Consider the following 11,756-nt stretch of genomic DNA (forward strand, 5'->3'; position numbering starts at 1 on the left):
TAAAGCCTCCGTTTCAGATCAATCGGCTACTATGCCCGTGAAATGTAAGTTCCATCGGTGGTATTGATAGTCAACTTGTCACCCTGGTTAACAAAGAATGGAACTTGCAATGTTAATCCAGTCGTCATAGTTGCGGGTTTTGAACCACCCGAAGCAGTATCACCTTTGATACCAGGTTCAGTGGAAGCTACTTCAAGAACAACGGTATTAGGTAATTCAATTCCTAAGGTTTCGTTGCCGTATTGAATAACTTGAACTTCCATGTTTTCTTGTAAATAATTCAGTTCGCTTTTAATTTGTTCAGCAGGAATTGAAATTTGATCGTAAGTATCCATATCCATGAAGACATGTTGATCACCATCAGCATACAGATATTGCATTTTGCGCGTATCGATTTGAGCCTGTTCCATCTTAGCGCCTGAACGGAAAGTTTTTTCTTGAACAGCACCGGTCCGCAAGTTCTTCAGCTTTGAACGAACAAATGCGCCACCCTTACCAGGCTTAACGTGTTGGAAGCTTAAAATCCGCCAAATTGCGTTATCGACCTCGATGGTTAAACCATTTTTAAAATCAGCAGTTGAAATTGCCATTGTTGTTCCTCCTAAATGTAATGTAACATAAATAGATTATATAATACTTTCGGTCAAAATAGCCAATGAAAATGGCATTCTAATCCTGAGCAATTAAAAAGCCGGGATGCAAAACACGCGTTTTGTCCCAGCCTCTTTAATTAAACTATTGTGCTTACTTTGCAGCTTCAGCAACTGGATAAACTGAAACCTGACGCTTGTCGCGTCCTTTTCTTTCGAAACGAACAACTCCATCAACGACTGCAAACAATGTATCATCGTTACCACGCTTAACATTGTTCCCTGGGTAAATATGAGTTCCACGTTGACGATAGATGATTGATCCACTGTGAACTGATGAGCCATCAGCAGCCTTTGTACCCAAACGACGACCAGCTGAGTTACGACCGTTGGCAGTTGATCCACCACCTTTATGGTGAGAGAAGAATTGTAAATTCATTGCTAACATAGGTTTACACCTCCAGATTAATTGATTTATTTCGCTGTGTTTAACTTAATATACTTACTATAACTTTCGGCTATATCAGCCATTCCGTTCGCAAAAGTATTCAAAACTGCATCAGCTTGAATGCGCTTTTTTGAATCGCTAACAACTGGTACATTGACTGATAAATAGCCACCATTGTCATCGTCACTGTCGACATCGACATCCAGTCCAACAACCTCTTGAAGACCGTTAACCGTTGTGATGCTTAACACAGAAACAGCAGAACAGACAATGTCTTGCCCATATTCACCCGCATCGGCATGGCCGGTAATGGTGAACCCACTTACATGACCGCGATAACGCTTAATGGTCGCCTTAATCATATCAGTCACCTCAAAGTAAATTATGCCTTGATTGAATCAATAACAACCTTGGTATATGGTTGACGATGGCCCTTCTTTGAACGTGAGCCCTTCTTTGGTTTGTAACGGAAGATGATAATCTTCTTTTGACGACCCTGTTTTTCAACAGTTCCAGTTACTGATGCGCCATCAACTAATGGTGTACCAACTTTAACTGAATCGCCACCAACCATAACAACTTGATCAAAAGTAACCTTTGCGCCTTCTTCTGCGTCTAATTTTTCAACGTAGATTGCGTCGCCTTCGGAAACCTTGTATTGCTTACCGCCTGTAGTAATAACTGCGTACATATCTTGTGCACCTCCTTATAAGTTTGCTTAGACTCGCCGAGAACAAGCGCTCCGATCACTATCGAAGACTTATCAGCTTGAATCGAGCGGTTGTAGCTGTGGAAGCCACAATTACAACGTTACTAGTATACATAATTGGCAGGTGTTCGTCAATAGAAACCTGATCCCATAAAAAAACAACCGCTACCCACGGCTGTTTTATTTACGTTGAGCTAAATGTCTGCCATTGGCTCGCGTGGTGGTTGAAGAATTGGTAAAATACTGAATAATGCCACTAACGATGAAAATGAAGACAATAAAGATTACAAATCCCACAACGTCCACCTCCTAATTGTTGTGACAGCAGATTGCTGCACAACTACATTATCCAGTTTTGTCAACGAACGTTCAAATTTTTGAATTCAACCAACTCAAATTTTAATAAAAATGCAACTTTCTTAAGGAATTCATAATCATATTGACATCTTTGCCCTAAAAGACTGATTAAACATTGACTACCCTGTTAATATTTCATATAATTGTTATTGTTGATTTGTCGCAATAGCTCAGCTGGATAGAGCAACGGTCTTCTAAACCGTAGGTCGAGAGTTCGAATCTCTCTTGCGACATAGTGTACCATTTTTAGCAGTTTTACTGCAACGTTGATAAGACGCCTCAAATCCTTTTATATGATGGATTCGAGGCGTTTTTATTTTAGCTGAAAGTTGTCGTTATTTTCTCTTACTTTATTTCTTTTTCAGAAATTGGGTCAAAAAATGGTCAACAAGATTCTAGAAGACAAAACTATCTTCTTTCGTATGTATTATTCTAGATAATGATAATGGATCAAAACGAATTAATTAATAACAAATTGTACTTACGTTATCAAGATGATTCAATCATATATATAGTAGAAAAACCGCTTGAGGTCGAAATGTTAAATGTTTTTCCAAACACTTTGAAAACTAAAAAATCCACCTCGAATTAACAAGATGGGATTAATATCAGTGTTTTCACATTGATGTAAACGTGAACTACTCGTCACTAAAGTAACGAGTTTTCTCAACTGGTGCCGCTTATAAATACACTATTTATTAAAAAGTGTAAACGCCCACCCAGTTAAATTTAATCTCTAATATAAAAAAAGCCCACCCCGAATTATCGAGGTGAGCTTGATATATCAACGTTCTCACATCATGTATTCACTTTTACACCTTTTGCTGAAAAATGTAAACAGAATAAGCAAAAATGTTATATTTAAATAGATATAATTTCAAAAAGCAAAAAAGCGCCCACCCCCAGAGGAGTGAGCGTAGTTAACACGAGCCTATGATGTTAACAGTTTGCCTTTTTAGCTGAAAAATGTAAACATACTACTTTTTTAAATAAATCCGGTGAACGTAATCCGCATTGCTACTGATATAGCCTTTAGCGTACTTCAGCTTTAAATGGGTGATCTTACCAGCTTTGACCGCCTTAGCCCACATCCGTGAGCCTTTCATCAGACGCTGTTTGCTTTGCGTGTCTTTGCTGAAGTTCTTCTTTTTGTAGATCCAGACGGGAGAAGTCACTTCATACAAGCCAATTTTTGGTGACTTATAGTAATTTGGCTTAGCAACCATTTTACTGCCAGAAAGTGAGCCATCAAAGTCATACGAAGCATCAACCTTTAGTCCTTTAAAATCATCGGTAAACTGCCAACTATTTGCGTTGGCTACCCCAGGCTGCGAAACGCCATAGGCAGCTACCCAGATATGCTTGTCAATAAGTTCCGATCGCTTAATTCGTCCAGAATTGAACCAGGAACCGCTGCCGTAGGTGATGACATTTTTATAACCGGCATTGATAAGATAGCGCAAAAAGACGTTCACTTGGGGAGTTGTATTGTAGGGCAATCCGGATGCTTCAACATTAATTGCTAGAACTGTTGACTTATCCAGCCCAAACTTCCTGACCCAAGCCAAAAAGTACCGCGCTTCTGCTGTCCCATTTCCATGAAAGAAGTGGTAAGCGCCAACTGCACCAAATACTTTATAGGCATTCGTCACTTGGGCGGATGCTTTCGGATTCAAGTAGTTGGTGCCCTCAGTCAATTTGACCATAGCAGCATCAACTCCATGAGCTTTAAAAGTTTTGAAGTATGAAACTGATGATCCTTGGTAACTGGCAAGATCAATTACAATTTTAGGCATTCTGATCACTCCCTGAATTTGCTACTGATTGGATGGTTTGAGGTGCTTGAGAAGCGGAGTGTCCTACACCTTCAGGTTTGGGTGCGGATGATTGTGCGACTGGTGCTGCAGAGCTTGCCGATGTTTGTGGGGTGGCCGAATTTTCGGCTGTCTCAGTTGGCTCTGGCAAAGTCTGTGGTTGATGATTATCATAGCCGAGTTTCTTGAATTGCTGATAGGCTGCTTCAACGATTGAGTCAACAATTTCCGGAGTTACCCAGGTTAGCCCAAGTTGTGCCGCAAAGTCAGCCACATCTTTGTCGGCCGCCTTTTTCCGGTCAGATTTGGATAATCCCGCCAATGTGGCAAACTTGGTAACGGTCGTTAGGGCGAAATCCGTCACCTGGTTAAGTTGCTTATTTTTAATGTGAATCTTTAAGTATGGTTGGACTTGCTTCACGACCACAATAATCAGAGCCACCAATGCGGCTAGAATGCCGGTACTTTGAAGCCAGCTAAAAATATCACTAATCTGTTTAAAAATTTTCATAATATTCTCCTCCTAATGTAAGAAATGAATGAGTTGTTGTAGAATCAAATAAATAACGGAACTGGACCCGATCGCAATGGTAACCACCTTCCACAAGTTCTGACGATTGATAACTTCCATCTCGTTTTTATGAGTTTCATTCTTTTCGTTTCCACGAATGACAGCTTCTAAAATTCGAGTATTCTGTTCTCGTAAATACTTATTACTTTCATCAACACTCTTTAAAGTGTCAGTCATTTTATTGTTGAGATCAGTAATGCGTCTTTCATGGTCTGATAATTCTTTGCCATGTTTCAGTAACATTTGATGATCCTCATCGCTTAATGGCAACGGCCTCACTTCCCTTCTATTTTGGGGTAAAAGAAAAGCCATCTATTTTCATAGACGGCTAATTTTCGGGCAAAACAAAAGCACCTATCCGTAGATAGATGCATTTTCATATACTTTTAGGGGATATATGAAAAAGTATGAATATATCTAGAGGTATATATTCTGGGGGAATATACACTTGAAGGGTATGAATAACAACAGTGAATGGGCTGTTATCCACGGAAAAATTATATCATATTTTGCCAAAATTGAATACCCGATCATCGGTGTCAAGTTTTACATAGTAATTCATAAAATTTTCATTATTTCTAATTATTAACTAGGGAATCATAGTATATTTTTGCAAATGATCCTCCACTGTTTGACATAATAGCGATGTTTGTTGGTGAATAAATTTCACAGTTACTTGGTAAAGAAATTTTAGCTCCCGCAGCCGTAGCTGAAATTGATCCAACAGTACTTCCATCGTTGTTTAAAAACCCGTTACTAGAATATGATACAAATAATAAATCAATATCGGTTATACGATTAACTATTCCGCTAAGATCAAGCATGGTACATGCATAAATAGTTGTATGGACAGAGTTCGCGTAAATATTTGCCTCAATATATTTATCATCTTCATGGTTTTTATATATCATTGTAATACTTTTTAATCCTTGCGAATTGGGAAGCGTTACCGTATGCCAAGCCGAGTTTTCAACGCTTTTCAAATCGTCGCTAGTAGCGACTGGAACACCTCCTGACTGCAAACCTGCTGTAAAGTTGGTTTGCTGAGATGTTCGTGCTAGGTCAGACGGTAAACTGCTTGCTAGTAATAACGGATTATTGTTAACAGTTGGAACGGTATCAAAGTTGTTGGCACCGGATAGGTGGGCTACTTCACTGTCATCAGCAGGTGTGTAACCAATTTTATCTTGCTTGGAACTAACCTCTTCAATTCCTGCTACATCACTAGCTGGTTTACGCATATCAGCAATATTCACTTTTTTATCCAGTTGCTGATTAACGTCAACTGTTTTGGCATAAGCATTCCCTGCACTATCAGTGGGATCGGTTTCAAAAGTATTTTTGCCTTTGAAGTCATTATTTTCACCAGTTCTGGCGATGTCAGTTGGCAAAACCGCATTCAATTGAGACTTGGTAATAACTAAATCCCAATCAGACCATTTATTGTTGGTCGGATTATATGATCGAACGTAGCTTGTGCCATTAATATCGTCGTAAGCCAATTGTGTGACACCATCCGTTGTGTCTTTATTCCCATAAACAATAATCTGGCCATTAGTTGAAAAGTCTTCTGGTGCACTAAGCGGCAAACTGCCCTTAATCAAGTGGTAGCCCGTGGTAATAAAACTGTCAAGGTTATCAGATTCTGATAGTGTTGAACCTGCATTAACAATTCCCTGGCTAATAATCTGTTGAATCTTCTGGTCAACATATTCTGGAGTAACTGTGCCTGCTTGATCAGGATTTAAGCTCACAGTTGCCGATCGGCTTAAAGCACTGGCGTATTTTGGCGAGATTGCAGCTGTTGCTGCTCCATCCTTTCCCGCCGGCATTGTTTGCTTAACAGTGCTGGGAGTGATTGCAAATAACCGTTCATCTGTTATAACTGCACTGCCCTTAGCATACCAACCAATAACATAAAAATCGAAATTTTGAGTAACTTCTTTATTAGTAAAAGTGGCTCCTAAATTAACTGTATTATCAACTCGACTGATAACCGTTGTTCCGGTTGTTTGCTGAATTAATGTTAGTGATGTGGTTTTTTGAATATCCACATCAGATTCCTGTGTTAAGTCGTCAGCAGCTAATACCGTTTTCGTATAAGTAATTTTGTCATTACCATTATTTACAGAACTCAATAAATCCATCCCTAAGTCCGTAATAATAGTATCACCCATTTTTTGCATTTACATGCTGCCTCCTATACATAGAGTATTTCTTCCTGAATCGTTTGGGTTGCTATATAAAGCGAAGATTGCGTGTTGATGGTGAATGCCACTTGATCAATCCAGACTCCGAGTAATGTGGCAGCTTGTAATCCAGTTAGCATAATTTCTGTTTTGCGTTTGTCATCCGCATATTCAAACGGGATTCCATATACAGTAATATGATTTACTTTATTTGTGCCATCCCTTGTAGATTCAACGTGAATCTCACTTAGATCAATCTCCAAGGAATTAGCGATTACCCGTTCAATTGAATTAATAGTTCCGTCGGATGTAGCAACTTGCTTTTTTAGACGAATTAAAAAACGCAAGAAATCATCGTCACTGTCTGGACGTGACACCTGGTACTGTGCCGCAATCATATCGAGCGATGTGCCTTCAGCGTAATCAATCGCCGTCCAGTCAACAATCTTGCTGCCCAGATCTGAGCCGAACTCAAACATCTGATTAAGTTCGTCCATCATTCCATAAATGACGCTGTCCGGCTGGTGACTCCAATGCTGTGCAAGTTCTGCCATCATCTGATCAGTTGTGTATAACATGTGATGGCCCCCTATTCAAAGTCTAATTTAATTGAGTTAGTTGTGGATGTGTACCCAGTTAGCATGGCCGTATTATCATCACCAACATTGATCCAATCAGTCGATCCTTGCGGAACTTCATATTTATCCACTTGAATATCTTGACTAGATAAATTGCTTGGATCACGACCAATTAAAATAGTAGCTTCATCCACGCCGTCCATTGAATAGATATCCGGATACATCTTGGTCAGTACAACGTTAGCACCCATTGAAAGGCTGTTGATATAGTCAGCGATCAGTTCTTTAACTTCACCAATGCCACTATCGGCATCCCAATTAGAATTTGTTTTGAGCTTAACATTGACATGAATCGGAATTGGTGTTGCATAATCAAAATAATATGTTCGCATTGTTCCAGAATCATCGGCCACTTGGCCTGACTCTGAACCGGTAAACATCGGTCCAAAGCCAGAGTAGGTCGCTAATGCATTTAGAATGTCTTGTTTAGCACCACCTAGCACATATAGATGAACAGTGTAAGGAGGATTACCATAGCTATCAACTGTTCCCAAAGGATTTTGGACGGCCCCAACTTGTTTTACGCCAGAAAGATTGGTTAATGCAGTAATAATGCCATTGATGGTTCCAGAAGGGTTGGCGATAGTTTCCGTAATAATCCGCCGTCGCAAGAGATCATCAGTTTCTCGATCCATACCGCCATTTGATGCTTCTGGGTTGTTAACACTGATAATATTGTCATCCGGATCGGAAACAATAGTAATACTATTAGCTGGAGTGTTAGTGTAAGCACCATAATCATCGGAGTTGGCATTAACATCAACTGACCAGGATCCATCGGATTGCCGAGTTGTAACAACATCGTTTATTACATCAAACACAATTCCATCTGCAGTTTCGAACTGGGTTCCAGCCTCGATCAAATATTCTCCATCCGTCACAATATGAAGCGTTGCTTGTGATTGAGATGAATCATTCCGTGTGATCCCAGCATTAGATGCTTGACGATCCAGGCCGGTATCGGTTGCTGTAGTTACATAGGCATCATAATAGAATAACTGCAATTGTTGAAAATACTTAGATATGAAATATGAGAAGGACATTGAAAGAATGCCGAAATTTGAATTCGCCGTTAATGGAATATCCTCGCCGAACCGACGTTTGAAATCGGTCTGCACTGCATCTAATACTTCCTCATAAGTTGGCACTAAGAATCCGCTAGAGCTTAGGCCATATTTTAAATCAAGTGCCAATATCGTATCCTCCTTTTGCTTGCTGTTCATTATCATCTTCATCAAGATAGGTTACTTCGAAGTCAACAATCAAATGACGATTTTTATCTTTAGTAAAAGTAATTGAATCAACAGTTTGAATCTCGGGAACTTGAGCAGTGATAGCAGCTTCCATGTCATCAGTAGCATGTTCTAGATCTGGCTGTTTACCTAACATATTGGAATAATCAGACCCAATTTCTGAATCTAAGTTGTCCATCTCACCATAATAAATATCCAAAGTTGCTCTAATGCGCTGTGCAATTTCATCAGCACCTTCAACAACTTCTAAGTCATGAGTATTAGGATCAATGACAAAATCTCCACTTTGGTCAATCATCAAATCTCTAGCCATTTATATCACTCCCACTATGATCGAATCATTGATATCATGTTGACGACCGGAAGATGGGGTATATTCCTTAGCTGTACCATCCCAATCATCCATATCGTGATCCATGACCGTGACGACTACAACCGCACCAGCATGCATAATAGGTGTGGGAATCGCCCCATTAAATTTATCCTTTACCGTCATTAGCCACTCATCGAGTTGATAACAACACTTGCTAACCGGCACATCCAAAATCTGAGCTTTCTTTGATCCATCCGAGAAATTGTTCAGAGGTTGAATGTCAGCCGTATGGTGCGTTTTATCATACTTGATAACCTTGGCGTGATAATTACAGTCCAGATCGTAATTAATGTTGTTCAGCATGTTGTGAAACGTCTTGTACCAATTTTTTTGCTGTGAAGCTTGTTCAACCATCCATATCACCTACACCTTCTGAATCGACATTTGCGATTGTGGATTAGTTCCATCCGAGGTATGTTGACCTGCTGACACAAAGAACTTACCTTTGAGATATTTAGACTGCATAATGATTCCAGTTAGTGTGGAGACTTCCGGAATCAGTGGCGTAGTAATTTCCCACGTAGTTGTCCCTTCGTCGTCCTCATCCATACTAGGTGGAGTCATTAAAATGTCATCAGTGATCACAAACCAGGTACGTTTTTTCACTTTGGGATCCAAGATTTCCAAGTCACCACGAATGTACAACAACTTAGATTCACCCCGTTTTACCAAACTTTTAAGAACAGTTAAAGGCTTACCCTTTGCGGTATAAGCCTTTTTGATTGGTGTGTTTTTATGGAGTTGAATCTTGCTGATCTTGATACCGGCTTTGGATGCAACCGCCTTGATAATCTGTTCAAGCGTCTTACCTTTATGAAAAGCCATGTTAACCATGAACGTTTTGGTTGCCTTATGTTTAACCCGCTTTTTCTTATAAGTGGCCTTTTGATATACCTTTTTGGTCTTATAGTGACCGACCTTCTTGCCATTTTCGGTGGTATAGTAATGAATCCGTTTATTAACCCATTTGCCAGGTATTTTCTTTTTTACCGTCGTATACTGATTGACTTTCTTCTTTTTCTGCACCCGAATCTTACGAGCTTCGATATTCTTATAGTCAGTTCCCTCAGTATACGTAATAACAATATTTTCTGTGGTTCCGTCGGATTGATTGACGCCAATTTGAGATAGATAACCTTCACACAATGTTTTTTGAGACTTACCCCAGTTAAACGCTAAGACACACTTCTGGCCTTTCTTATAAAAGTCTCGGTGCTTTTTACTCATGTTGTACAGTGTCACCGTGTTCTGAGCCGGTGTCGGTTGATCGGCAAAGTTGACTTCAAAGGCAAACGGATAATTATTATCCTTAATTTCATTATTAAAAACGGTCTGCTTGTTACCACTATCATCGGTCACGATAAACCAAGCATGGGGATCTTTAAATTCAGTTGTCATATGACAATCGTCCCTTCTGCATCAGTCTCATCGTCTTCGTCATCAGGATCATATCCTAACGGTGTGGCATCCGGATTGTCAGTCTCAGACCCATTAGGATCAACCTCATCAATATACGGTTTGACACCGTCCATAAAGTTGATAAAGCCAGCATCATGCAACTGTCCGGATTCATCCATGACCTTGATATCGTCGAGCGGCAGATCACGATCAGGTATATCCATCCCTAAAATATTGCCCACCAGCAATGGCTCACCAGACAGTAACACCCGATCATCTTTGATCACCGTCGCGGTATAGTAGTCGGCAACTTCGTTATAATCGCCACGAAACGTGTACTTTGACCCACCGACTGTAATATCGAAAACATCGGGCATATTCTCCGTGTCGAATGGAATATACATTCGCATTCAAATCACCTCATTTTAAAAAGCACCCAACGTTTCGACGGTTAAGTGCTTGTGTTATCTAACTCTTACTTTTTTACCAGCAATCAAATTCTTGCCGTTTACTTTTTCTAGCCAAGCCACCGATTTACCGTAAGTCTTTGATAACTGCCAGTAAGTCATACCACTTTTAACCGTGAGCGTCTTATAAGTCTTGTTACGTGTGCCTTGAGTTGACTTTTGTGACTTGGTTGTTTTATTAGTTTTCTTGGTACCAGCTTTAGCTGTAACTTTAACTGGATAGCTAAACTGGAAAGATAAATTGACTTTGATGTTTGTTGCAAAATCATCATAGGTCCGACCGATATCAGAAATCATCAAATGCTTGTAGTAGATCCGACCTTTATAGGTTAATTCATAGTGTCGTGAATGCCATTGGAGAAGCTTATTAAATTTCTCTCGAGATTCATGATCGGTGTTACCAGTGATAATCCCACTTAAAGTGACCGTTTTGCCGGATACCCGTGCATAGTTATGCGCCGGCGCACCAGAATCTCGTGGCCAAGTGGAGATATCAGACGTTGTATCGTCATTCTCACCACCAGTAGTAGCTACATAGATGATATCAGTGCTTTGGCCGTCACTACGATAAATTGCTGGCTTACCTTCATTTTCTCCAGCATCAACTTTTTTGCTATGCTCAGATATCTTTTCAGAAACTTTAGCTAAATTCTTGGTAACCTTATTCTTTTCGAACTTGGTTTTCTTTTTCGTCAAAGATTTCAATTTGGTGTTACTTCGGTCATAACCAGCCTTATAGCCATCTTTGGCACGCTTCCACGAATTCGCAATGGTGGTCATAAACTGCTTTGTTTTATCGTCCTTGGCATCATTCGCCTTCTTAAAAAAACTAGCTTGTTTCGTTTTAGCATTGTTGTACTTATCCTTATAATTGGTGACTGATTTCTTGTATTTGGATATTTCGCTATCCAATTTCTGTTCAGCAGTCATCTTTTTCTTAGCAGCCATC

At 39.8% G+C, this 11,756-nt stretch carries 15 protein-coding genes, 1 tRNA gene and 1 other annotated feature; of the genes, 1 reads left to right on the forward strand and 15 read right to left on the reverse strand.

Annotation, left to right across the window (positions count from 1 at the left end):
* Positions 1 to 29: 29 nt before the first annotated feature.
* From efp to rplU, 4 genes are all read right to left on the reverse strand, one after another.
* Positions 30 to 590: an elongation factor P gene (gene efp / locus KE627_RS11845; RefSeq protein WP_013727961.1), complete on the reverse strand. Its 561-nt coding sequence runs from the start codon at positions 588 to 590 to the stop codon at positions 30 to 32.
* Between the two features lie 154 nt (positions 591 to 744).
* Positions 745 to 1,038 (reverse strand): 50S ribosomal protein L27, encoded by a 294-nt coding sequence (gene rpmA / locus KE627_RS11850; RefSeq protein WP_014940013.1) that lies wholly within the window; start codon positions 1,036 to 1,038, stop codon positions 745 to 747.
* A 26-nt stretch (positions 1,039 to 1,064) separates the two neighbouring features.
* Positions 1,065 to 1,400, reverse strand: a complete 336-nt coding sequence (locus KE627_RS11855) for a ribosomal-processing cysteine protease Prp (protein WP_013727963.1) — start codon at positions 1,398 to 1,400, stop codon at positions 1,065 to 1,067.
* A 20-nt stretch (positions 1,401 to 1,420) separates the two neighbouring features.
* Positions 1,421 to 1,729 carry a 50S ribosomal protein L21 gene (gene rplU / locus KE627_RS11860; RefSeq protein WP_014940015.1) on the reverse strand — a complete coding sequence of 103 codons (309 nt, stop codon included), beginning with the start codon at positions 1,727 to 1,729 and terminating at the stop codon, positions 1,421 to 1,423.
* Between the two features lie 19 nt (positions 1,730 to 1,748).
* Positions 1,749 to 1,831 (reverse strand) — a sequence feature (ribosomal protein L21 leader region).
* A 432-nt stretch (positions 1,832 to 2,263) separates the two neighbouring features.
* Here rplU and KE627_RS11865 point away from each other — a divergent pair.
* Positions 2,264 to 2,337: transfer RNA gene (locus KE627_RS11865), tRNA-Arg, on the forward strand.
* Positions 2,338 to 3,081: 744 nt separating this feature from the next.
* Here the strand turns inward: KE627_RS11865 and KE627_RS11870 are convergent.
* From KE627_RS11870 to KE627_RS11920, 11 genes are all read right to left on the reverse strand, one after another.
* Positions 3,082 to 3,900 (reverse strand): GH25 family lysozyme, encoded by an 819-nt coding sequence (locus KE627_RS11870; RefSeq protein WP_211772855.1) that lies wholly within the window; start codon positions 3,898 to 3,900, stop codon positions 3,082 to 3,084.
* Complete coding sequence (locus tag KE627_RS11875; protein ID WP_211772856.1) at positions 3,893 to 4,429, reverse strand: phage holin, LLH family; 537 nt, start codon at positions 4,427 to 4,429, stop codon at positions 3,893 to 3,895. Before KE627_RS11875 ends, KE627_RS11870 begins: the two co-directional genes overlap by 8 nt.
* Before the next feature lie 12 nt (positions 4,430 to 4,441).
* Positions 4,442 to 4,732 carry a hypothetical protein gene (locus KE627_RS11880; RefSeq protein WP_133286508.1) on the reverse strand — a complete coding sequence of 97 codons (291 nt, stop codon included), beginning with the start codon at positions 4,730 to 4,732 and terminating at the stop codon, positions 4,442 to 4,444.
* Positions 4,733 to 5,067: 335 nt separating this feature from the next.
* Positions 5,068 to 6,675, reverse strand: coding sequence for a pyocin knob domain-containing protein (locus KE627_RS12400; protein ID WP_056939055.1), 1,608 nt, complete (start codon positions 6,673 to 6,675; stop codon positions 5,068 to 5,070).
* A 14-nt stretch (positions 6,676 to 6,689) separates the two neighbouring features.
* Positions 6,690 to 7,256, reverse strand: a complete 567-nt coding sequence (locus KE627_RS11890) for a hypothetical protein (protein ID WP_056939056.1) — start codon at positions 7,254 to 7,256, stop codon at positions 6,690 to 6,692.
* Between the two features lie 11 nt (positions 7,257 to 7,267).
* Complete coding sequence (locus tag KE627_RS11895) at positions 7,268 to 8,509, reverse strand: baseplate J/gp47 family protein (protein ID WP_056939057.1); 1,242 nt, start codon at positions 8,507 to 8,509, stop codon at positions 7,268 to 7,270.
* Positions 8,499 to 8,882, reverse strand: coding sequence for a contractile injection system sheath initiator (locus tag KE627_RS11900; RefSeq protein WP_056939058.1), 384 nt, complete (start codon positions 8,880 to 8,882; stop codon positions 8,499 to 8,501). The genes KE627_RS11895 and KE627_RS11900 overlap by 11 nt, the downstream gene beginning before the upstream one ends.
* Entirely contained in the window at positions 8,883 to 9,296 is a 414-nt protein-coding gene (locus tag KE627_RS11905) for a hypothetical protein (RefSeq protein WP_133286483.1), read from the reverse strand.
* A gap of 9 nt (positions 9,297 to 9,305) precedes the next feature.
* Positions 9,306 to 10,340 (reverse strand): hypothetical protein, encoded by a 1,035-nt coding sequence (locus KE627_RS11910; protein ID WP_056939060.1) that lies wholly within the window; start codon positions 10,338 to 10,340, stop codon positions 9,306 to 9,308.
* Complete coding sequence (locus tag KE627_RS11915; protein WP_056939061.1) at positions 10,337 to 10,750, reverse strand: phage baseplate plug family protein; 414 nt, start codon at positions 10,748 to 10,750, stop codon at positions 10,337 to 10,339. Before KE627_RS11915 ends, KE627_RS11910 begins: the two co-directional genes overlap by 4 nt.
* A 54-nt stretch (positions 10,751 to 10,804) precedes the next feature.
* Entirely contained in the window at positions 10,805 to 11,755 is a 951-nt protein-coding gene (locus KE627_RS11920; RefSeq protein ID WP_056939062.1) for a phage baseplate protein, read from the reverse strand.
* Position 11,756 lies beyond the last annotated feature (1 nt).

This window comes from Lentilactobacillus buchneri (assembly GCF_018314255.1).
GTDB classification, from domain to species: Bacteria; Bacillota; Bacilli; order Lactobacillales; family Lactobacillaceae; genus Lentilactobacillus; species Lentilactobacillus buchneri.

What these genes read in the sequence shown, in the direction of transcription:
- efp (WP_013727961.1), bottom strand. Translation starts at nt 590, where the DNA reads ATGGCAATTTCAACTGCTGATTTTAAAAATGGTTTAACCATCGAGGTC.
- rpmA (WP_014940013.1), bottom strand. Translation starts at nt 1,038, where the DNA reads ATGTTAGCAATGAATTTACAATTCTTCTCTCACCATAAAGGTGGTGGA.
- KE627_RS11855 (WP_013727963.1), bottom strand. Translation starts at nt 1,400, where the DNA reads ATGATTAAGGCGACCATTAAGCGTTATCGCGGTCATGTAAGTGGGTTC.
- rplU (WP_014940015.1), bottom strand. Translation starts at nt 1,729, where the DNA reads ATGTACGCAGTTATTACTACAGGCGGTAAGCAATACAAGGTTTCCGAA.
- KE627_RS11870 (WP_211772855.1), bottom strand. Translation starts at nt 3,900, where the DNA reads ATGCCTAAAATTGTAATTGATCTTGCCAGTTACCAAGGATCATCAGTT.
- KE627_RS11875 (WP_211772856.1), bottom strand. Translation starts at nt 4,429, where the DNA reads ATGAAAATTTTTAAACAGATTAGTGATATTTTTAGCTGGCTTCAAAGT.
- KE627_RS11880 (WP_133286508.1), bottom strand. Translation starts at nt 4,732, where the DNA reads ATGTTACTGAAACATGGCAAAGAATTATCAGACCATGAAAGACGCATT.
- KE627_RS12400 (WP_056939055.1), bottom strand. Translation starts at nt 6,675, where the DNA reads ATGCAAAAAATGGGTGATACTATTATTACGGACTTAGGGATGGATTTA.
- KE627_RS11890 (WP_056939056.1), bottom strand. Translation starts at nt 7,256, where the DNA reads ATGTTATACACAACTGATCAGATGATGGCAGAACTTGCACAGCATTGG.
- KE627_RS11900 (WP_056939058.1), bottom strand. Translation starts at nt 8,882, where the DNA reads ATGGCTAGAGATTTGATGATTGACCAAAGTGGAGATTTTGTCATTGAT.
- KE627_RS11905 (WP_133286483.1), bottom strand. Translation starts at nt 9,296, where the DNA reads ATGGTTGAACAAGCTTCACAGCAAAAAAATTGGTACAAGACGTTTCAC.
- KE627_RS11910 (WP_056939060.1), bottom strand. Translation starts at nt 10,340, where the DNA reads ATGACAACTGAATTTAAAGATCCCCATGCTTGGTTTATCGTGACCGAT.
- KE627_RS11915 (WP_056939061.1), bottom strand. Translation starts at nt 10,750, where the DNA reads ATGCGAATGTATATTCCATTCGACACGGAGAATATGCCCGATGTTTTC.
- KE627_RS11920 (WP_056939062.1), bottom strand. Translation starts at nt 11,755, where the DNA reads ATGGCTGCTAAGAAAAAGATGACTGCTGAACAGAAATTGGATAGCGAA.